Source organism: Niastella sp. OAS944, from assembly GCA_024809215.1.
Lineage (GTDB): Bacteria > Bacteroidota > Bacteroidia > Chitinophagales > Chitinophagaceae > Niastella.
Window position 1 is genome coordinate 330,221 of sequence record JANUBW010000003.1, and the last position, 21,915, is coordinate 352,135.

The 21,915-nt window shown below is 44.3% G+C and carries 21 protein-coding genes; 8 read left to right on the top strand and 13 right to left on the bottom strand.

Annotated elements, in window-relative coordinates:
- Positions 1–152: 152 nt before the first annotated feature.
- Both GGD38_RS15900 and GGD38_RS15905 read right to left on the bottom strand, forming a co-directional pair.
- Complete coding sequence (locus GGD38_RS15900; protein WP_375297230.1) at positions 153–782, bottom strand: hypothetical protein; 630 nt, start codon at positions 780–782, stop codon at positions 153–155.
- 79 nt (positions 783–861) lie between these two features.
- Positions 862–1,560, bottom strand: coding sequence for a DNA-3-methyladenine glycosylase family protein (locus tag GGD38_RS15905; protein ID WP_375297231.1), 699 nt, complete (start codon positions 1,558–1,560; stop codon positions 862–864).
- On the opposite strand from GGD38_RS15905, the gene mnmD reads away from it, so the two are divergent.
- A complete protein-coding gene (gene mnmD / locus GGD38_RS15910) occupies positions 1,559–2,251 on the top strand; it encodes a tRNA (5-methylaminomethyl-2-thiouridine)(34)-methyltransferase MnmD (protein ID WP_375297232.1) in 693 nt (230 codons plus the stop codon). The two genes, GGD38_RS15905 and mnmD, sit on opposite strands and share 2 nt — an antisense overlap.
- Positions 2,252–2,421: 170 nt before the next feature.
- On the opposite strand, the gene cysS is transcribed toward mnmD, so the two are convergent.
- The 6 genes from cysS to msrB all read right to left on the bottom strand — a co-directional run bounded on the left by cysS (position 2,422) and on the right by msrB (position 9,893).
- Positions 2,422–3,918 carry a cysteine--tRNA ligase gene (gene cysS, locus GGD38_RS15915; protein WP_375297233.1) on the bottom strand — a complete coding sequence of 499 codons (1,497 nt, stop codon included), beginning with the start codon at positions 3,916–3,918 and terminating at the stop codon, positions 2,422–2,424.
- Between the two features lie 343 nt (positions 3,919–4,261).
- Positions 4,262–5,398, bottom strand: a complete 1,137-nt coding sequence (locus GGD38_RS15920; protein ID WP_375297234.1) for an endonuclease/exonuclease/phosphatase family protein — start codon at positions 5,396–5,398, stop codon at positions 4,262–4,264.
- Between the two features lie 8 nt (positions 5,399–5,406).
- Positions 5,407–6,333 (bottom strand): rhomboid family intramembrane serine protease, encoded by a 927-nt coding sequence (locus GGD38_RS15925; RefSeq protein WP_375297235.1) that lies wholly within the window; start codon positions 6,331–6,333, stop codon positions 5,407–5,409.
- Positions 6,334–6,441: 108 nt separating this feature from the next.
- Entirely contained in the window at positions 6,442–7,134 is a 693-nt protein-coding gene (locus GGD38_RS15930; protein ID WP_375297236.1) for a rhomboid family intramembrane serine protease, read from the bottom strand.
- A gap of 190 nt (positions 7,135–7,324) precedes the next feature.
- On the bottom strand, positions 7,325–8,749 hold the full coding sequence (rlmD, locus tag GGD38_RS15935) for a 23S rRNA (uracil(1939)-C(5))-methyltransferase RlmD (protein WP_375297237.1): 1,425 nt from the start codon (positions 8,747–8,749) through the stop codon (positions 7,325–7,327).
- 574 nt (positions 8,750–9,323) lie between these two features.
- Positions 9,324–9,893, bottom strand: a complete 570-nt coding sequence (gene msrB / locus GGD38_RS15940; protein ID WP_375297238.1) for a peptide-methionine (R)-S-oxide reductase MsrB — start codon at positions 9,891–9,893, stop codon at positions 9,324–9,326.
- Between the two features lie 277 nt (positions 9,894–10,170).
- Here msrB and GGD38_RS15945 point away from each other — a divergent pair, with 277 nt between their 5' ends.
- The gene (locus tag GGD38_RS15945; RefSeq protein WP_375297239.1) at positions 10,171–10,749 is read left to right on the top strand and encodes an adenylate kinase; all 579 of its coding nucleotides are present in this window, start codon (positions 10,171–10,173) and stop codon (positions 10,747–10,749) included.
- 204 nt (positions 10,750–10,953) lie between these two features.
- Here GGD38_RS15945 and GGD38_RS15950 read toward each other — a convergent pair whose 3' ends face one another.
- Positions 10,954–11,946: a S1C family serine protease gene (locus GGD38_RS15950; RefSeq protein ID WP_375297240.1), complete on the bottom strand. Its 993-nt coding sequence runs from the start codon at positions 11,944–11,946 to the stop codon at positions 10,954–10,956.
- A 117-nt stretch (positions 11,947–12,063) separates the two neighbouring features.
- On the opposite strand from GGD38_RS15950, the gene GGD38_RS15955 reads away from it, so the two are divergent.
- Positions 12,064–12,306, top strand: coding sequence for a hypothetical protein (locus tag GGD38_RS15955; RefSeq protein ID WP_375297241.1), 243 nt, complete (start codon positions 12,064–12,066; stop codon positions 12,304–12,306).
- A 9-nt stretch (positions 12,307–12,315) separates the two neighbouring features.
- Positions 12,316–12,633, top strand: coding sequence for a hypothetical protein (locus GGD38_RS15960; RefSeq protein WP_375297242.1), 318 nt, complete (start codon positions 12,316–12,318; stop codon positions 12,631–12,633).
- Between the two features lie 91 nt (positions 12,634–12,724).
- Here the strand turns inward: GGD38_RS15960 and GGD38_RS15965 are convergent, their stop codons facing one another.
- The gene (locus GGD38_RS15965; protein WP_375297243.1) at positions 12,725–13,210 is read right to left on the bottom strand and encodes a viral A-type inclusion protein; all 486 of its coding nucleotides are present in this window, start codon (positions 13,208–13,210) and stop codon (positions 12,725–12,727) included.
- 125 nt (positions 13,211–13,335) lie between these two features.
- Here GGD38_RS15965 and GGD38_RS15970 point away from each other — a divergent pair, with 125 nt between their 5' ends.
- The 4 genes from GGD38_RS15970 to GGD38_RS15985 all read left to right on the top strand — a co-directional run bounded on the left by GGD38_RS15970 (position 13,336) and on the right by GGD38_RS15985 (position 17,724).
- Positions 13,336–13,857, top strand: a complete 522-nt coding sequence (locus GGD38_RS15970; protein ID WP_375297244.1) for an outer membrane beta-barrel protein — start codon at positions 13,336–13,338, stop codon at positions 13,855–13,857.
- Positions 13,858–14,085: 228 nt separating this feature from the next.
- A complete protein-coding gene (gene paaZ, locus GGD38_RS15975) occupies positions 14,086–16,131 on the top strand; it encodes a phenylacetic acid degradation bifunctional protein PaaZ (RefSeq protein ID WP_375297245.1) in 2,046 nt (681 codons plus the stop codon).
- A gap of 21 nt (positions 16,132–16,152) precedes the next feature.
- A complete protein-coding gene (locus GGD38_RS15980; protein ID WP_375297246.1) occupies positions 16,153–16,920 on the top strand; it encodes an enoyl-CoA hydratase/isomerase family protein in 768 nt (255 codons plus the stop codon).
- 174 nt (positions 16,921–17,094) lie between these two features.
- Positions 17,095–17,724: a DNA-3-methyladenine glycosylase family protein gene (locus GGD38_RS15985; RefSeq protein WP_375297247.1), complete on the top strand. Its 630-nt coding sequence runs from the start codon at positions 17,095–17,097 to the stop codon at positions 17,722–17,724.
- Positions 17,725–17,843: 119 nt separating this feature from the next.
- Here GGD38_RS15985 and nhaD read toward each other — a convergent pair whose 3' ends face one another.
- The 3 genes from nhaD to GGD38_RS16000 form a co-directional block, all read right to left on the bottom strand.
- Entirely contained in the window at positions 17,844–19,121 is a 1,278-nt protein-coding gene (gene nhaD, locus GGD38_RS15990) for a sodium:proton antiporter NhaD (protein ID WP_375297248.1), read from the bottom strand.
- Between the two features lie 74 nt (positions 19,122–19,195).
- The gene (gene fabG / locus GGD38_RS15995) at positions 19,196–19,951 is read right to left on the bottom strand and encodes a 3-oxoacyl-[acyl-carrier-protein] reductase (protein ID WP_375297249.1); all 756 of its coding nucleotides are present in this window, start codon (positions 19,949–19,951) and stop codon (positions 19,196–19,198) included.
- Between the two features lie 295 nt (positions 19,952–20,246).
- Positions 20,247–21,761 (bottom strand): GH3 auxin-responsive promoter family protein, encoded by a 1,515-nt coding sequence (locus GGD38_RS16000; protein WP_375297250.1) that lies wholly within the window; start codon positions 21,759–21,761, stop codon positions 20,247–20,249.
- Positions 21,762–21,915 lie beyond the last annotated feature (154 nt).

The following is a 21,915-nucleotide window of genomic DNA, read 5'->3' on the forward strand; positions in this document are numbered from 1 at the left end:
TAAGCTCATACGCCGCCCGAAATTTAAGCCTGTTGCAGCCAAAGTGCGAGCTTCAAAATTAAGCGAACCCTTCACGTCTCACGTCTCACGTTTCACGATAGCGAGGCCCTAAGTTTCGGACGCATTGCCGATTGCCGATTGCCGATTGCCGTTCAAAATCTCAGCTTCAACCCACCCGATAAAATATACTTTCCATAACCTGCTTCTACAAAGAAACCGCCGTTTTTGGTAGCATTGAACTGAACACCCATCCCCACCTGATATGCCAATGAAGTACCTTCATCAGTATCTGCAGCCTTGCCGCCATCGCTGGTTACATATTTACTGGTGCCGGTATTAATACCAATAGCTGTTCTCGTATAGGGTAGTATCTTTTGCGAGCTGCCCAAATAACGCGTAAAATTCAATAACAAGGCAGTGTTGGTTATGCTTCCGGTAAAATCCTGTTCGCCGGTATAGGCATTATAATATGGCCTGCTTACCTTACCATAGTTTACCATTACGCCAATGGCCATACGGGGTGTAAAATGATAATCGACGCTTGCTATCACAGGGCCCGTTTGGGTAGTACTTCCCTGGTAATAATTATAGAAATCGGTGAGTAAGTATTTATCGAGATTGGGAAACCCATAGCCAATGGATACATCGAGCGAGGGTTTGAAATTTTGTATCTCCTGAAATCGTTCGCGCCGGTATCCCCGACCGTAGCGTCCGCCATATTGGGCATTACTTTCATAAAAGCAAGCCACCAGTATAAGGCCTAAAAGTATTCCCTTTTTCATATTTCTTTTCGCATGGGAATACCAATTGCTTCAAAGGTTTAACAGGTGCCGGCTCTTTTACATTCCAATAACAATACGGTTATTTATTCTTTAAAGGTGGCGGGTTGTCTTTATAGCGCCAAAGGTACAAACAGGCGTAGCTGCGATAGGGGTCCCATTTCTTTGCTACCCGCAGCATGTCTTCCCTGAACTGTTTTTTATTGGTGCGATCGAGTTTGTACAGGGCTATCATGGCATTTTGAATACCCAGGTCGTCAAGGGCAAATACATTTGGGCGGGCCAGGGCAAACATCAACAGCATTTCAACCGTCCAGCGGCCAACGCCTTTTATTTGCGACAGGTATACGATCACTTCTTCATCATCCATTTTATTCAGCTTGCGATGGTCCATGCCCTGCTCAATGGCAAAGCGCGCCACATTATGCACATAACTTACTTTGGCATTCGATAAACCAATAGCGCGTAAAGTTTCGGGCGCCGTATTCAGTATCTGTTCGGGCGTTGGTTCCTTAGTACCATACAGGTTCAAAAACCGCTGATAAATAACATCTGCCACCTTGGTTGAAAGCTGTTGGCTCATAATAGAAGCGCAGAGGTATATGCAAACATTTTTTCGTTTGGTTAGGGTGAAAACCCCATTGTGTTCTATGAGCTTTTTTAATTTCCTGTCTTTGGAAAGGTGTAAGGTATGTTCGTGATCCATATTTATTGTAGGTTTACACAAGGCCGATACCTGTTGTACCGTCTTATGCAATTTAGCCGTTAATTTTGTGTTCATGCAACGAAATTTGATCGTTACAAAAGATGGTTCTCATTCTGTAGCTATTCCCGAGTGGGAAGTTTCGTACCATTCGGTATATGGGGCTATACAGGAATCGTTGCACGTGTTCATTGAATCGGGATTGAAGTACTGGTTTGAACAACATAGCGCCGCCAGCCGTTGTGTAATATTTGAAATGGGTTTTGGCACCGGCCTCAATGCCCTGCTTTCATTACTGGAAGCAAAAAGACTGCAACGCAAGGTGATGTATGAAACCATTGAAGCATTCCCCCTCGAAGAAGCCATTACGCAAAAACTGAATTATTGCGAAGCCCTGGCCCAGGGGTTCTGGCAACCGGTATTTGAATCGTTGCACTCAGGTGAATGGAACAAAGCCCAGGAGATCACTAATTTCTTTTCGTTTAAAAAGATAAAAAGCCTGTTGGCCAACTATACGCCCAGCGAGCCAATAAACATCATTTACTACGATGCATTTGCACCGGCCGCTCAACCTGAGCTATGGACCAAAGAAGTGTTTGAACGTATGCTGGGCATGTTGGCGCCCGATGGTATTTTGGTAACCTATTGCAGTAAAGGAGATGTTCGCCGCGCCCTGCTGGCAGCAGGTTTTCATGTTGAAAAAATACCTGGACCGCCGGGTAAAAGAGAAATGATCAGAGCAAGCAAAAAGGCAAATGTGCAAATTTGAAAATGAGAAAATATGCAAATGAAATACAGCTACAAGCCTCAAGCTGCAAGCCACAAGCCAATACAGCCCTGCTAAAAAAATAATAAATACTAATAAAAAAAGGTGCATCATCCATCTCAGGGAAATGCACCTTTTGTATTGCTTGCAGCTTAAAGCTTGCAGCTGTTTTCTTACGCAAACGAATAACTTATTCCACCATCCTTCTCATCTTTCAGCAAAATGCCCAGGCCTTGCAACTGCTGGCGAATTTTATCAGAGGTGGCATAGTCTTTTCTTGCCTTGGCTTCTTTTCTTATTTCAATCAACAATCCAATTACGCCTTCCAGCTTTCCATCTTCTTTTTCTACATCGCCGCTGAGCGCCAGTATATCTTCAACGTATGTTTTGAAATACTTCTGCAACATTTCCATTGTGCCGGCGCTAAGAGCGGTGGGCGCAATGTGTTTGTCTTTTATTGAGTTTATTACCGGCACCAGCTCAAACATATTGGCCAGTACTTTGGCGGTATTGAAATCATCGTTCATGAATTCATCCAGCTCAAGCAGTAATTCTGTGATCTTCTTATCCAGGTCTTTATCGCCGGCCTCAGCGGTTAAACCGGTAACTTCCAGCTTACGTAATACTTCATACGCTTCCCACAGGCGCTTCAACCCTTTTTCCGATGCCTGCAATGCTTCATTACTAAAATCGAGCGTGCTGCGGTAATGTGTTTGCAGAATAAAAAAGCGAATGGTTTGTCCGCTATAGGCTTTTTCGAGCAACGGATGTTGGCCACTAAACAACTCCGTTAGCTTTATCACGTTATTGTAGCTTTTACCCATTTTGCGGCCGTTGATGGTGATCATATTATTATGCAACCAGTAACGGGCGGGCACATGTTTATTGCAAATGGTACTTTGGGCAATTTCACTTTCGTGGTGCGGGAACTGAAGGTCCATACCACCACCGTGAATATCGAATTCGCTGCCCAGGTATTTATTGCTCATGGCCGAGCACTCGATGTGCCAGCCGGGAAAACCTTCGCCCCAGGGGCTTACCCAACGCATGATATGTTCTTCAGGGGCCGCCTTCCATAAGGCAAAATCCGCTTTGTTGTTCTTTTCATCCTGTCCTTCCAGCTCGCGGGTAGTTTCGAGCATTTCGTCCATTACTCGACCGCTGAGCTTACCGTATGGGTAGTTTTCTGCATACTTTTTTACATCAAAATAAACCGAGCCATTTACCTCATAGGCGTAGCCTTCCTCCATGATCTTTTTTATCATTTCTATCTGCTCAACAATATGGCCGGTGGCAGTAGGCTCTATGCTGGGATCAAGGTTATTGAGCTGTTTCATACCCCAATGAAAAAGGTTGGTGTATTTCTGCACCAGTTCCATGGGCTCCAGCTTTTCGAGCACCGCTTTTTTGGCGATCTTATCTTCCGCTTCCCGCCCTTCTTCTTCAAAGTGGCCGGCATCGGTAATATTACGTACATAACGTACTTTATAGCCGAGGTGCATAAGATAGCGATAAATAACGTCGAAGGTTACATACGGCCGCGCATGCCCCAGGTGGCTTTCACCGCTTACGGTTGGTCCGCACACATACAATCCCACATGACCAGGCGTTATAGGCTTAAACACTTCTTTTTGCCTGGTATATGAATTAAGCACTTTCAGTTCACTCATAAAAAATCATTGATCAGTCTGATGATTGTTAATTTAAAGCCGGTAAATGCAAAAGTAAAGTATCCCGCCAGAACGGCGAATTGAATCAGCAACAACAGCAAGATGGTAAACGAAGGATCATGATTCAAATATAGGGTTTTTAGGATAAAATAAACTGTTACTGCGTCGAGAAACGGCAAACGTGAAACGTGAAATAGCTCGCGAGCTTTGAGATTAATAATTACCTCCGTCCTCAAAAGTTTAACAGCTTGGCCATCAGGCGTGAGCTTTGGAATTTGAGCGGCCGTTTCACGTTTGCCGTTTCACGTTTTACGATTAAAACTTAGCACCAAAATGACACCCCTTAATCCCCGACAAGCTTCAAATCAGCCACCACCGGGTAATGATCTGACCATGGCACCAGAAAGCGGTTATATTGTAGTACTTCGAACGCCTTATCGGCCAGTATATAATCGATGCGCAGTGTAGGCGAAACGGCTGTAAAAGTACGGCCAATGCCGCTGCCTCTTCTAACAAAAACATCCTGGCGGTTACCTTTTATATGAAAATAAGTATAGGAGTTGGGCACATCGTTGAAATCGCCGCAAATAACCTCGGGGTATGGGCAGCTATCGAGTTTATTTCGCACCAGATCGGCCTGGTAGCCCCTGAAGGAATAGCCCAGCCTTAGCTTTTTTACAATGGAGCGGGAGGCCGCCACCATACTGTCATCGGCCCCTTTAATGATCTCGATATTGCGGTAATCGTTCTTTTGAAATAGAACAGATTGTAAATGGGTAGTATAAATCCTTATCTTTTTGCCGTTCACCAACACATCTGCTGAAATGAGGCTTTCAGCTGCCCGCAAATTGGCAGGGTCGGGGTACCGCACCCGCTGGGTATCGATAATAGGATAACGGGAGAAAATAGCTACGCCCGCCTGAAAACGTCCGCCGCTTGCCGCCCCATAATCAATAACCCGGTAATAGTAGGGATAATTAAGTTGTAAAATAGCGTTGGTATTGCTTGAGGTAAACGATTTTCCCAGTTCAAGAAATTCCTGAAAGCACAGGATATCGGCATTCTGTTCCTTTATAAAAGCGATCATCTTTTTACGGTAGTCCTTCCGTTCTTTGATCTTTTTATTATGATCATCGAACCAATGTACATTCCAGGTTAAGATGCGCAGGGTGCCATCGGGCTTTTTAGGTTTATAGGTAGTAGCGAAATGCAGGCCCAGAAAAACGCGGATATTTCCAAACCCAAGCAGTAGCACCAGCGCCGAAAGAACAGCCCATTTTGAACGAAAGATGAGCCAGAATATAAGAAAGGCAAATATCAGGATCAGTAGTACCGGAAAGCCCAGTCCAAGCAGAGAAAAAAACCACCATTTTGAAGGATGCAGCCAGGCATTTACGCAGGCTATCAGGAAAAGACCCGCGATAACCACGTTCAATATAATGCACAACCGCTTTGTAAATGTTCTAACAAACCGGGCCATACTTAAAATTACAATTCTTCATCTTCTGCTGCCCGTTTCAGAATATCTTTTTCTTCATCGGTGAGAAAACGATAGCCTTGCTGATTGATCTTATCTAAAATTTCATCAATCCTTTTCTGGGTTATATTCGGGATCTTTTTATATGGTTGAGTTCCTCTTGAGTTATAATGCAATTCGGTTTTCGCGGTCTTTTTCCAGCTTTGCCTATCGGGGTTGAACAGGTTACTTATCCAGTCGAAGAAGTTGTTCATCCAGTTGCTCCAGTCGTGTCCACGACGCAATTGATACACAAACAAAAAGCCAACGGCAGCGCCGGCCAAATGGGCAAAATGCCCTGCCGCTAAACTTCCGCCTGCTATTCGTGCAATATCAACGGCAAAATATAATACGGTGAGGATCCACAAAGGAATACCGCCATTTATCATGGGAAAAATGCGATAATCGGGCGCCAGTGAAGTAGCGGCTACGGCAATAGCCATTATACCGGCCGAAGCACCAATAAGGGTAACCGACTGCCTCATGGGCGCCAGTTGAGGTGCCAGGTTGTAACACAGTTCGAATAATAAACCTGCGCCTATGCTTCCATAAACAAAAATGGGAATGAGCTTTTTGTTACCTGAAATATCCTGTAAAATATATCCGAATGCCCACAGCCATAACAAATTTCCCAGCGCGTCCCACACGTCTTTGTGCATGAACATAAAAGTGATCAGCGTCCAGGGGCGCGACATAAACTTTTCAACATCGCCCGGTATTACCAACCAGTTAAAAATGTTTTTATCGTATGCTGCAAGGTCTTTGTCGGCAATGTTATACACAAGCCAAATGAACTTGAAAATACAGAAGACGATGGCTATAATACCAACCAGCAAGACCAGGGAATTGCCGTCCTGGCCCAAACCAATTCTTTTCCTATACCTATCTTCTCTTAGCACGGAATATATTTTAGTGAATTTACAAAATCCATTACGAGAATAAAACGCCAGGCCCAATGTATTCCCCCATTATTTTAACAGCTAATGTGCTGTTAAAGTTGCAGCCGGTCAATAAAAGGTGCGCCGGTTATTTTTATTCATTGTTATAACTAAAATCAAACCAACTATTGCACCGCCAACGTGGGCAAAATGCCCTACATTATCACCGTACCGGGGGTTGATGCCGCCAAACAGGTCTACCAGAAAATAAAACAACACCACATACTTTACTTTTATCGGAAAAAAGAACAAAGGCCATGGCCTGTTTGGAAAAAGGTAGGCAAAAGCCGCCATTACGCCATTTATGGCGCCGGAGGCACCCAGCATTAAACTGTGATAAATTGAAGCTCCCCTTACCTTAAATTCTTCTATTGATATAACCCCATTGTTGGCCCTGTTTAATAGTATGTTGAATTCTATTGTATAGGCAGCCATCGTAATTATAGCCGCGCCAACTCCGCTTAGTAAATAAAACAGCAGGAAACGTTTGCTGCCCCATATTTCCTCAAGCTCTGAACCAAACAGCCACAAAAACAGCATGTTCATAAGTATGTGGCCAATGCTCGAAGGATCATGAAGGAACATGTAGGTCACCACTTGCCAAAGCCCAAACTTAGGCGACTGGTAATAATGCAGGGAAAGGGTATCAATAAATGCATCTTTAAAAGTGAGCTCAGCTACCCAAAACAATACGTTAGCTATGATCAGGTTCTTTATTACCGGTGGAATACGCTGATACCCTCTCGTTCCAAAATCTACCATTCTGCTAAGTTTAATTACATGAATTTCGGGATGTTTTGTTACAAATAGGATACTGAGTTTGTTATTTTATTCTCCGCGGTTCTATTTTACCGAGGTAAGATGCAAGAAATAAGATGTATGAATAATCCCGAACTTCCTACCTCTTACTTCTTACTTCAGCAACTTAATATTGCAGGCTTCCCCACAGAATTTATCTGAGTTTCAGTTGAACAACATTTTCAATATGATGGGTGTGCGGGAACATATCTACCGGTTGTACATATGTAACTTCATACTTTTCGTTAAGCAGGTTCAGGTCTCTGGCCTGCGTTGCCGGGTTACAGCTCACATATACCACCAGTGGTGCCGATGTTTCGAGTATTTTCCGAACCAACTTTTCATGCATGCCTGCCCGTGGCGGATCGGTGATCACCACATCGGGTTTACCATGCTGCTCAAAAAATTCACTGGTACAAACGTCTATTACATCGCCGGCGAAAAACTGCGCATGTTCAATATTGTTAAGGGCTGCATTTTCCTTTGCATCGGCAATGGCTTCGGCCACCGTTTCAACCCCAATGATCTTCTTTGCTTTATCGCTTACAAATAATCCAATGCTTCCTGTTCCGCAATACAGATCATAAACGGTTTCATTACCGGTAAGGTTCGCCAGCTCGCGGGTAACCTGGTACAATCGTTCGCCCTGGCGGGTATTGGTTTGGAAGAAAGATTTGGGACCGATCTTGAATTTCAACGGCTGTGCGCCTGAACCGGTCGATAAAGTTTCTATGATATAACCTTTTCCAAAATATGCTTTTGGCTCCAGGTCGTAAATGGTATCGTTCTTTTTTGGATTGATAGTATACAACAGGGTAGTGATGCCGGGCACTTTTTTCAGTAAATGATCGAACAGGCGGATGCGTTCTGCTTCATCATCGTAACCAAAACACACATTCACCATTACCTCGCCGGTGGTAGCTACCCGCACAATAAGCGTGCGCAGCCAGCCGGTATGAAAACGAATATCATAAAAAGCCAGGTTGTGCTCCTTTGCGTAATCGCGAATGGTATTCTTAATGGCGTTCACCGGCTCGGCCATTAAATGGCAGGTAGTAATGTCAATTACTTTATCAAACAACCGGGGCACGTGAAAACCCAGGGCACTTTCCTGTTCAATTTCTGTATCTCTTGCAGCCGCAATTTCATTGGGCAGTAAATACCGGCGGTTGCTAAAGGTAAATTCCAGCTTATTGCGGTACCGGGCGGTTTCGGTACAACCTAAAATAGGCTGAATGGGCGGTAATTCTACTTTTCCTATGCGACGCAGGTTTTGCGCCACTTCGTTCTGTTTGTATTGCAATTGTTTTTCATAAGGCAGCATTTGCCATTTACAGCCGCCACAAACGCCAAAATGATCGCAAAACGGCGTTACCCTGTCGGGGCTCAGGGAGTGAAAATGAATGGCTTTGCCCTCACCCCATTCTTTTTTACTTTTCGATAACTGCACATCAACCACATCGCCGGGAACGGCCCCTTCAATAAATATCACTTTTCCATCGAGTTTGCTTAGGGCCTTGCCTTCTGCAGCATAATCTTCAACTGTAACCTTTTGTAAAAGGGGCTTCTTTTTTTTCATGGCGCAAAGTTAGCTGGAAATGGTTAGCTGGCCTTAAGAGACAGCAAGTTTGAAGGAATATTCACAAGGCTAATAGGCCGAAGTAAGAGGTAGGAGGTAAGAAGTAAGAGGTATGAAGTAAGAGGTAAGAAAAGACCTATTCTTAAGGAATTCCTATAAAACACAGCCGGCTGCGTTTTAATCAGGTGGCTCGAATTTCAGGTTCTTCATACTTCCTACTTCTTACATCTTACTTTATATTTATACAATCAATAAACACCCCTCATCCAAGAATTTAGCTTTCAAATTATCACTCCCAACACAGGACACAAAAAAGGCAGCCCCATAATTAAACAGGGCTGCCACCTTCACGCTATTATTACAAGCAAAAATAGACCAGTGGTTAAATAACCACAGTCGCTAATTCAATAACAATGGCCCGCTGTAGAAGGTTGCTGTTATTTTTCATTTTTGCTCATTATTTTACGATTTATAAACATTTCCCCTATTGGGGAATAAAATCCCAAATCTCAAATCACAAGTTCCAAACGAATTCAATCCCAAATTCCATTAATCCCTCAATTCCCAATCCCAGTTATTGCCCTTCGTTGTACTTTTTCTCAGCGGCCTGGGCTTTTTCAAAGTCGAGCACTACGCCGTTTATGCAATACCTTAAACCAGTTGGCGGCGGCCCATCTTCAAAAACGTGGCCCAGGTGTGCTTTACAGCGGCCGCACATCACTTCGGTACGGCTCATTCCGTGGGTGTTATCGGGCGCATAAATAATGCTGCCCTTGGTAATGGGCTGGTAAAAACTTGGCCAGCCGCAGCCGCTTTCGAACTTGGTATCGCTTTTAAACAGCGGGTTACCGCAGGCCGCGCAGTAGTAGGTGCCTATTTCCTTCGATTCTTCGAACTTGCTTGTCCAGGGCCGTTCGGTGCCCTTTCCCCTTGCAATGGCATACACGTCGGCCGGCAGTATCTTTTTCCACTCTTCTTCACTGATATTCACCTTTGCCGAGTCGGTGCGGGAATAAACCGGGTTCTTTTTAGATGTGTCCATATTCTTATTTTCCTTTTTCGTTGTATTAGATTGAGAATAAGTGCATTGCTGCAATATAACAGCCAGCATTAATAATGTCAGGCTTTGGAGAACGCGCTTCATAAAAATTGATTGTATTTACCAAATGTACGTAGCCGGGTAAGGCTTTGGATGTCTGCCAAACGACATTCCCTATGACCTTAACATTTTGTTGAGGCTATAGGTTGGTTCCATATTAATAAAAAGGCGGCTTCGCCGCCTGAAAGCAGCATCCATGGCAAAAAAACACCATTCTCATTAAATATTTTTTAATCAGAAAGCCCATATTCTAAAGGGTATATTTCTAGGGTTGGTTTATATTTGCCGACCCGAAAAAGGACTTAAACGGGACTTAACAAACATGTTTAATCTCATATTATTTGGACCTCCCGGAAGTGGAAAAGGAACCCAGTCAGAAAAGCTGATCGAAAAATTTGGCCTGATACACCTTTCAACCGGCGATTTGTTGCGTAAGGAAATTGCTAACCAAACCCAGTTGGGCCTTGAGGCAAAATCATTTATGGATAAAGGCCAACTGGTGCCCGATGAAGTGGTTATTGGTATGATTGGCTCTGCACTGGATGCCAACCCAGCCGCCAAAGGCTTTTTGTTCGATGGTTTTCCAAGAACAACTGCCCAGGCTGAAGCCCTTGACACCCTTTTAACGGGTAAAGGAAGTGAAATATCGTTGGTACTGGCGTTGGAAGTGGGTGAAGAAGAGCTGGTTGCCCGCCTGCTGAACAGAGGTAAAACCTCTTCGCGCAGCGACGACCGCGATGAGAATGTGATCCGTCAGCGTTTGGAAGAATATCGTAAAAAAACAGCCATCGTAGCCGATCACTACGCTAAGTTCAATAAAGTGTCGAAAGTAAAAGGCGAAGGCAGCATCGATGAGATCTTTGGCTCGCTCGCAGCTGAAATTGATAAAAAGCGCGCTTAAGTATAAGCGATAATATATTTGAAAACGTGCCACGTTCCTGAACGAAGCCACCTGGCCTCTTACAGTGATTCGTGGCACGTTTTATTTTTTGCCAATCGTAAATGAAAACGGCCAAAAGCTGTAAGCCGAAAGCCTAAAGCAAATGCAGCATCTCTATTAATCGCGAGTCGCGAGTATAAAGAACTGAGAACTAAAAACTAAGAACTATCTCATCTCTCCCGGAATTACAGTTACAGTGGCAGCATGCCCACCCCTTAACACCTGCACCTTAATTCGCTGCCCAATGGTTTTTTCGTTCAGTTGTTTATGCAGGTCATCGATGGTTGCAATGGGCTGATCGTTAAACCCAACAATAATATCGCCGGTTCGCAGCTCGCTATTATAAGCAGGTATATCGGCCTCAATTTCTGAAATATACACACCGGTATGCTTTTGCAGCCTGTTGGCAGCAATCATCCGTTCGGTAAGGTTTACCAACTGCCCGGCCAGCCCCAGATAGCCACGTTTTACCCTTCCCTGCATAATGAGTTTACCACTTACATAGGCCGCCACATTGGATGAAACGGCAAAACAAATTCCATGCGCCGTGGGTATCATGGCAGTGTTTACGCCAATAACCTGACCTAATGAGTTGGTGAGCGGACCGCCAGAATTACCGGGATTTAAAGATGCATCTGTTTGAATGACATCATCTATAAGCCGGCCATCCGATGCCCGCAGGGTTCTGCCCAATGCACTTACAACGCCGGCCGTAACGGTATGCTGCAAACCCAGCGGGTTACCAATGGCTATGGCAATTTGCCCAACCTGTAATTGGTCGCTATTGGCAAACGACAGGGACCTGAGGCCGTTCTCATAAATTTTAAGCACGGCAATATCGGTGCTGCGGTCGCTTCCTTTTAGTTCGGCATTTACCTTACGGCCATCGGCCAGGCTTACTTTTATTGAGCCGGCATTTTCTATAACGTGGTGATTGGTAACAATAAACCCATCGGAAGAAATTATAAAACCAGAGCCGCTGCCCTGGGTCATGCGTTCCTGGCGTGTTCGGCGGTCGATAACGTTTTTCGAAACCTCAATATGCACTACGGCCTCCGCTACGCTGCCTACAACACCAGTGATTGTTTTTGAGTACGCATCCAACAATTCATGATCAGTATGCTGTACTAATTGTACTGTAGATTGTATGGTTTCCATGGGTTAGAACCGGCAAATAATTTACCAGAAGCATTTTGTGACAGAGTGGCGGAGAATAATGTGCTAATGTGATAATTTGCTAATGGGCTAATGGAAAAACATGACCGTTAAAAGCGATTGAACGAGGGCTTAATTGCTTTAAATGACCCTTTAGAAGAATTAAACGATCATCCAATTCGATCAAATCGCACACTTGAACAATTGAATGTGGGCTTAATTGATTCAAATGACCGTCAAAAGCAATTGAACGAGGGCTTAAAAGATCAAACCGATCAATTTGAAACGTTAAATCATCGTTCTGAAGAATTAAATGATGGCTTAAAAGACCCAATCGATCAATTCGAAACATTAAATCGATGATTCAAAAGATTGAACGGTCCTTTAAAAGATCAAACCGATCAATTTGAAATGTTAAATCATCGTTCTGAAGAATTGAACGATGGCTTAATTGAAAAAAACGATGGTTTAAACCGATTGAACGGTCCTTCAAAAGATCAAACCGATCGATTTGAAACATTAAATCATCGTTCTGAAGAATTGAACGATGGCTTAAAAGGTCAAAACGATCAATTCGAAACATTAAATCACCGATTCAAAAGATTGAACGGTCCTTCAAAAGATCAAACCGATCGATTTGAAAGATTGAACGATGTGAAAATTGAATTGAATGATGATTCAAAAGATTAAATCAACCAATTTGAAAAGTTGAACGATGGCTTACAAGATCAAATTAACAACTTAAAAGATTGAATCGGTTAATTTGTCAATTGCCTATTGCTTATTGTCTATTGGCACTGGGCCTCAACACCGAATCGGCCTGGTTCAGCGATGAATAAATGAGCTCTTTCACCACCGCTACCTTTGCTTTTTCTTCTTCCAGGTATTTTATACGCAGTTGTTTATTGTTGGTTAAGGTATCTACTTTAAAGGCGCCCATCCAGTTGTTCATTTCGGTATTGGCTTTATTCAGCGCCGCCTGCAGACTGGTCAATGATTGTTTATAAGCCACATTCACCTGTTTGGCGGGCAGTTTGCCCAAGCTATCGAGCCGGCGTTCGGTTTCTTTAATATTTCCCCGCAGCTTGCCCACTTTGGCCATACCGGCATCGTGCCCTTCCATTACTTCATGAAACAAAGAATCTTCTTTTGTTTTAGGGGCCGGCGGACCGCTTTTATGTTCTGCTGCTTCACCAGACGAAGCACCGTTATTACAGGCAGCCATAAACAGGCTAAGGCTTACAAGGGCTATCATTAACCGCAACATAAATATGCTTGTTTTTACTATTTAAAAAATCGGATCAAAGTTAACCACTTTTATACGCTGGGTTATTTAAAATCCGTTTTATAGATGGGTTTAAACTAATTTCGCACCATTAATCCAGAAGAGTGATGGCAAATAGTTTCCGGCTTATATTTTTGGCGTGTATCGTGTTTGTACAAACCGCTACTGCTCAAATAAAACCGGGGCCTGAATACCGACTGGGTGCTACTGTTTCATTCGGATTATCAAATCTCACATCTAATCATGTTGGCATTGGCGGCCTTGTTGGCGCCGAAAAAATGGTGTCAAAACATTTCGCGGCCGAAGCCGAAGCCTCTTATAACTACTTTACCGGCGACAAAGCCATATATGTTGATGCTAAAAATAAGTCGTACACCATTCCGGTACTGGCCGGCGTAAAAATGTACCCGCTTTCAAATGTGTATGCCTCACTTCGCGCCGGAGCTATAAATTTTCTTTTAAACAATATGTCATCGGCACGCGTACAATTGGGCTATGGCGCCGCTGCCGGCATTAACCTTCCCCCCAAAACCCAACGCCTCAATGTGCAGCTTAGCTATACAGGCTTCCGTTATGATGGTATTAGCCGGGGATATGCTACATTAGCAGTTGCGATCATTATCAAGTAACGTGAAACGGGAGACGTGAAACGTGAAATAATGCATCTTGCGACCGCAGCCCTCCGCCTATTTTCATCAGCGTAGAAGTTCTGTGCGTTAAGATGTAACGGATGAAAGGACGCCTCGAATTTCGGAGATTTTTCACGTTTCACGTTTGCCGTTTCACGACCAACGATTTAGCAACTAACGATTTCCCCGGCACCGCCGGGTCCATTGAAAACAAAAACTACATTTTGCATGAAAAAACTGGGTAATTATGTAACCGGCCGGTGGATCACTGGCGACGGAGAAGGCCAGGCATTGTACAATGCGGTAAACGGCGAAACGATTGGCTATGCCAGCACCCGCGGTCTCGACTTCAACGCCATTCTGGAGTATGGAAGAAAAACCGGCAACCCCGCATTACGAAAACTCACCTTTCACGAACGCGGCCTTATGTTAAAAGCGGTGGCCTTACACCTGCGCAATCATCTTGACAAATTCTATGCTATCAGTTATAAAACCGGCGCCACCAAAGCCGATAGCTGGGTTGATATAGAAGGCGGTATTGGCAATTTGTTTTCCTATGCCTCACTGCGCCGCAAATTCCCCAACGAACCTTACTGCACCGATGGCGATCCTATTTCGCTTGGCAAAGGCGGTACCTTTATGGGCCAGCATATTCTGGTGCCTAAAGAAGGGGTAGCAATTCACATCAATGCTTTTAATTTTCCGGTATGGGGCATGCTGGAGAAAATTGCAGTGAACTTACTAGCCGGCGTACCCGCCATTGTAAAACCGGCCACTATAACCTCATATTTAACCGAAGCCGTTGTACAGGAAATAATCGCCTCCGGCATTTTACCCGAAGGCTCTTTACAACTACTATGTGGTTCGGCTGGCGACCTGCTCAGCCATGTAACGGCTCAGGATATAGTAACCTTTACCGGTTCTGCTTCTACAGGATTGCAATTGAAATCGCACCCGCGTATACTGGCCGAGAATGTACCCTTTACCATGGAAGCCGACTCGCTGAACTGTATTGTACTGGGCAACGATGTAACTCCGGCTATGCCCGAATGGGATATCTTCATTAAAGAAGTACGTAGAGAAATGACCACCAAAGCCGGACAAAAATGTACCGCCATCAGGCGCATTTTTGTTCCTGAAAATAAAATGGAAGACGTATGGCTGGCATTGGGTAAAGCGCTTAGCCAAACAACCATTGGTAACCCCCTGAATGAAAAAGTGCGTATGGGCTCCCTGGCAGGGCAAAGCCAGCGCGAAGAAGTATTGGCCCAGGTACAAAAACTGCTTGCTTCCTCACAAATTGTTTATGGCTCGCTCGATAGCGTGCAGGTGCTGGATGCCGATGCTCAAAAAGGGGCCTTTATGAGCCCGCTGTTATTAAAGAACGAAAAGCCTTTTGATAACGAAGCGGTGCACAGCGTTGAAGCATTTGGACCCGTAAGCACCATTATGCCTTACAGCACCATCGACGAATCAATTGCATTGGCCAAAAAAGGAAAAGGTTCGCTGGTTTGTTCAATTGTTACTGCCAGCAACGCTGTTGCGCGCGAATTTGTATTAGGCGCAGCCACTCACCACGGACGTATACTGGTGCTTAACAATGAATGCGCCAAAGAAAGCACCGGCCATGGCTCGCCGTTACCATTGTTAGTGCATGGCGGCCCCGGCCGCGCCGGTGGTGGCGAAGAAATGGGTGGAATTCGCGGTGTTCATCACTATATGCAACGCACCGCATTACAAGGATCGCCCACAGCCATTACTGCCATTACCAATGTTTACCAAACCGGCGCTCAAACAAGGGAAGAAGAAAAACACCCCTTCAGAAAATACTTTGAAGAACTGCAAATCGGCGACACCATCATTACGCATAAACGCACCGTTACCGAAGCCGATATTGTGAACTTTGCCAATATCAGCTGGGACCATTTTTATGCACATACCGATCATACTTCATTGGGCGGAACCATATTCGAAAAACCGGTGGCCCATGGTTACTTTATTTTAAGCGCCGCTGCCGGTTTGTTTGTTGACGCTAAAAAAGGACCGGTTATGCTTAACTATGGTCTTGAAGAATGCCGGTTCATTAAACCGGTTTATGCAGGCGCTACTATTGGCGTGCAGCTAACATGTAAAGAAAAAATTGAACAGGAGAAAAAAGACGAGAACGATATTGCCAAAGGTATTGTAAAATGGCTGGTACAGGTAAGTGACGAAACCGGTGAGCAGGTGGCCGTGGCAACAATCCTTACCATGGTTGCTAAAAAAATACAATAACCGCTTGTTAAAATTCATTTTATGTCTTTAGGATATGTAAAGTCACATATTGACCACAATGGTATTAACTCCATCGAGTTCTTTCACCCGCAAAGTAATTCGCTGCCGGGCCTCCTACTCGATGAACTGGCGCAAACTATTCATGCGGCAGGTAATGATGAGGATACCAAAGTAATTGTGCTGCGCTCGGCAGGAGAAAGAACGTTTTGCGCCGGCGCCTCCTTTGATGAACTTACTGCCATAAAAACCCACGAAGAAGGTTTACAATTTTTTAGTGGCTTTGCGCATGTGATAAACGCCATGCGTAAATGCCCGCAGTTTATTATAGCCCGTATACAAGGCAAATGTGTTGGCGGTGGCGTAGGGCTTGCCGCAGCTGCAGACTATGCCATTGCCACCGAAGGTGCAGATATTAAATTAAGCGAGCTGGCCGTAGGCATTGGCCCTTTTGTGGTTGGCCCGGCAGTAGAACGTAAAGTAGGTTTATCGGCCTTTAACAGCCTGGCCATTGACGCCACTATGTGGCGCAATGCCGAATGGGCAAAAAGAAAAGGCTTGTATTCCGAACTGCATGCGTCTATTGAGAATATGGATGAATCGGTTCAACGGTTGGCAGATACACTTGCACTAAGTAATCCTGAAGCCATGACCGAAATGAAAAGAATGTTCTGGCAGGGCACCGAACATTGGGACCGGTTGTTATTGGAAAGGGCGGCCATCAGCGGCAGACTGGTACTGAGCGCCTTTACCAAAAACGCTATTGAAAAGTTTAAAACAAAAACAAAATAGAGATGGGGTTAAGTTTCCGGTTCCCGGTTACCAGTTTCCAGGCCTTGAATTTTCAGACCGCTAATTATTTGGCGGGCATCCTGAATGTAGGGCCCGGCAACCGGTATCCGGTAACTGGTACCTTGAAACTAAAATAAAGAGCCTCCCTGTCTACAGGTCAGCCCAATTTTCATCATGCAACAATTTACCAGCGATAACTTTCAACAGTTGTGTAACGAACTGGGTAAAAGGGACCTTATCTTTAAGAACATTCTTCAACAACATAGCTATCCACCCATGTGGACACGCCCGGCTTCCTTTGCTACGCTTATTCATATTGTTTTAGAGCAACAGGTATCACTGGCATCGGCGCGGGCCGCATTCAATAAACTAAAAGAAAAGATAGGGCAAATAACCCCGGCCAAATTATTACAATTAACCGATGAAGAATTGAGAGCCTGTTATTTCAGCCGGCAAAAAACAGTATACGCAAGGCACCTGGCCGAAGCGCTTCTTTCAAAGAAAATTCGACTCAATAAACTTACCACCTCGCACGATGATGAAGTACGTGGCATTTTAAAACAGGTTAAAGGTATTGGTGATTGGACTGCCGATGTGTATCTGTTATTTGCATTGCAACGCACCGATATTTTCCCCATTGGCGACCTGGCTATGGTAAACGCTTTAAAAGAAGTAAAGCAATTACCAGCCAATACACCGCGTGAAGAAATTTTACTTCTTGCCGAACACTGGCGGCCCTATAGATCAATTGCAGCTATGTTGTTATGGCATCATTATATTAAGACGAGGAATATTAAGTTTTAAGAAAGAAGTTCAATAAAGTTCGGCTAACTACATCTAAAACGCAGTTACAGGTTACAAGGCACAGGTTACAGGGCTGTAATTACTTGTTTTCCCTGCAACTTGCAACCTGTAACTGTATATTAAAACAACTGTTGTAACAAGAACACTCCAATCCCTGCTAAGTACCCTACCAACGCCAGCCATGCAATCTTCTTCAGGTACCAGAAGAATTCAATTTTTTCTATTCCCATAGCTGCAACGCCGGCTGCCGAACCAATGATCAACAGGCTGCCGCCGGTTCCTGCACAATAGGCCAGAAAATGCCAAAAGAAATGATCGGTGGGATATTGCTCCAACGAGTACATACCCATTGATGCCGCTACCAGCGGAACATTATCAACTATTGATGAAAGAATGCCAATAATACTAACAATAATGGTTGGGTTACCAATCTTTTGATCTAATGTTTGCGCCACATTCATTAATGCCCCAATTGACTGCAGCGAGGCCACGCTTATTAAAATACCCAGGAAGAATAATATGCTGGGTGTATCAATTTTTCGTAAGGCATATAATACAGAAAGCACATGTTTATCCTGGGTGTCTTTTTTATGATGAAGCGCCTCGGTTATTATCCACATAATGCCCAGGCCCATTAACATGCCCATAAAAGGCGGCAAATGAGTAAGGGTTTTAAATACAGGCACAAGCAACAGGATCAATACACCAGAGATGAATATCACATTCCTGTCGCGCACCGGCGCTTCGGGTTTTATTGTTTTTGCTTCTTCGGTACCGCCTACTTCCAATTGTCCACGCATACGAAAGCTCATTAATAACATGGGCGCAACTGCACAAGCCACACTGGGTAAAAACAGTTTACCAACAATTTGGCTGGTGGTAATTTGGCCACCAATCCATAACATGGTAGTAGTTACATCGCCAATAGGCGACCAGGCGCCGCCGGCATTGGCTGCAATTACAACTACCCCGCAAAAAAGCAACCGGGCCTGCTTGTTCCTGATCAGTTTTCTGATCAATGATACCATTACAATAGCCGTGGTAAGGTTATCTAATATAGCTGAAAGAAAAAACGAAAGACCGCCAATAATCCATAAAAGCTTTGCCTTCTTTGTTGTTTTTATCCGGCTGGTTATTACTTCAAAGCCATCATGTGCATCTATCAGCTCTACAATGGTCATGGCGCCCAGCAAAAAGAAAAGAATGCCGGCAATTTCGCCCAAATGCCCGGTAAGCTGTTCGTTCACCAGGTGACTATCGTTTGAATACAACATATAGATCGTCCAGCACAACACCCCGGTTATTAAAGCAGAAGCGGCCTTGTTCAACCTGATCACATGTTCAAGGGCAATGGCAGCATAACCAAGCACAAAAACGATAAGTATAACAGTAACCATCAATAGATCATTTGGTAAAAAAAATGCCTTCCATAACAGAAGGCACTTATCTTAAAGATACAATTATTTTAAGCTTAAATATTCAACCCTCCGCAGGCGCTTATTACCTGGCCGGTAATATAAGAACTCATATCAGAAGCCAGAAACAACGTGGTGTTGGCAATTTCTTCGGCACTGCCAAAGCGGCCTAAAGGAATTTTTGCGAGGAAATCTTTTGCACCATCGCCATCTTTCAGGTAATGGGTCATATCGGTTTCAACAAAACCGGGGGCAATGGCATTGCAACGTACGTTGCGGCTACCCAGTTCGTGCGCTATCGATTTGGTAAACCCTATGATACCCGCCTTGCTGGCCGCATAGCTGCTTTGACCTGCGTTACCACGTATACCAATAATAGAGCTCATATTTACAATAGAACCTTTTTTGGCTTTCATCATAGGACGAATAACCTGTTTGGTCATATTGTAAACGCTTTTCAGGTTTATATCCATTACATCGTCCCACTGCTCTTCGGTCATACGCAGCAACAAATTATCTTTTGATATACCGGCATTGTTCACACATATATCTACGGTACCGAATTCTTTTACTACATCATTTACAAATGCTTCGCTTTCGGCAAAAACACCGGCATTACTTTTATACGCTTTGGATTTTACGCCCAGTGCTTTTATTTTTTGCTCAAGCTGAGCGGCCTTTTCGGCGCTGCTGTCGCTAACATAACTAAATGCTACGTGTGCGCCATGCTCTGCCAGCTTATAGGCAATAGCCTCACCAATGCCACGGGCTGCACCGGTTACAATAGCAACTTTTCCGTCTAATAATTTCATAGTATCGTATTTGGGTGAGCAAAAGTACAGAAATGAAGTCGGAGTTCCGAGTTCCTTGTTTAGAGTTCCTAGTTCCCAGTTCTAAGTTCTAAAGCCGGAAGCAGAAGTCAGATGTAGGAAGACGGATGTAGGATGTAAGAAATAGGAAATACGAAGTACGAGGTCACTATGCCTTGGTTGGAATTCGGATGTAAGAATCAGGAAATAGAGAAAAAAGTACGAAGTACTATGGCTTAAGCCGCGAATACTTTCGAGGCCCTAACAATCATGATCTTCTTACCTCATACCTCTTACTTCATACTTCTAGCTTCAAACAAAGAATTTCTTCAATATACTTTCTGTCATTACTAAGGCGTGGCACCTTGTGCTGCCCGCCCAGCTTGCCCTTGCTTTTTAACCAGGTTGTAAATACGCCCTTGGAAAGCGATCTTACCAATGGCTGGCGCAGGGCTATATCTTTATGGCGTTTGGCTTCGTAATCGCTGTTCACACTTTTGAGTGCGCTATCCAGCTCAAGGGCAAAATGATGGAGGTCGGCCGGTTCTCTTTCAAATTCTATCAGCCATTCATGACCGCCGTTACCGCTATCGCTAAAATATACGGGGGCTGCGGTATAATCATTTACTACGGCGCCGGTTTTTTCGCTGGCCACCGCAATGGCTTTATCGGTATTATCTACAATTATTTCTTCACCAAAGGCATTTATAAAATGCTTTACCCGGCCGCTCACCTTTATTTTAAATGGATTTAAAGAAGTGAACTGAACCGTATCGCCCAACAAATACCGCCACAAACCGCCATTGGTGCTTACCACCATGGCATAATTCTTACCCAGCTCTACATCCTGCAAACCGATGGTTTCGGGATGTTTTTTTCCATACTCTTCCAATGGCATAAACTCCATAAATATACCGTGATCGGTAAACAGCAGCATGCCTTCTTCACCTGGGCGGTCCTGCGCTGCAAAAAAACCTTCACTGGCATTATACATTTCGAGGTAATGTATGGGCTTGCCTATTAGTTTTTCAAACTGTTCTTTATAGGGCGTAAATGAAACTCCGCCATGCATATATAATTCCAGGTGGGGCCAAACCTCGGCCATGGTGCTTTTGCCGGTAAGTTCCAGTATACGGCGAAACAATACCAGCGTCCAGGTAGGTACACCCGAAATGGAGGTTACATTTTGATTTATGGTACTGTTTGCAAGCTTTTCGATCTTGCTTTCCCATTCATCCATAAGGGCAATGCTAAGATCGGGTACCCGTAACCAATGCCCCCAAAAAGGAGAGTTTTGTAACAATACAGCGCTCAGGTCGCCATACTGCGCATCAGAATTGAGGGGGTTTATATTATGGCTTCCGCCAATGACCAATCCTTTTCCTGTTAACAGGTCCGAATCGGGATTGAACTGATAGTAGAGTGTTAACACATCCTTGGCTGCTTTGTAATGGCAGTCTTCAAGACTTTCGTCGGTAACCGGAATGAACTTGCTTTTATCGCTGGTGGTTCCGCTGCTTTTGGCAAACCAGTATACAGGGGTATTCCATAACAGGTTTTGCTCGCCCTGCATAATGCGGTGAATGTAAGGCTGCAGGTCTTCATACTCATGTATTGGAACTGTTTGTTTAAAGGTCCTTACATTGAACAGTCCTGAAAAGTTATACTTTCTACCAAACTCAGTGTATTGAGCAGCAGTTACCAGGTCCTGCAACACCTCGCGTTGGGCGTCGGCCGGGTTATTCTTCCACCCGTCTATACGCCACAGGCGCATGCGGGCCAATGATGATATGGCAGGCGATAATAGTCTCACTTTAGGATTTTCACTATCGGCAAAATAAGGTATTTGGGGGAATAAACATCAATATGCAACAGGGGAGTTCATATATATGGCCAAATAGCCAGATACATGAGCTTATTTCCTAATAACTGATTGAGATACTTTCCTTTGAAAATGGTCAATCAAC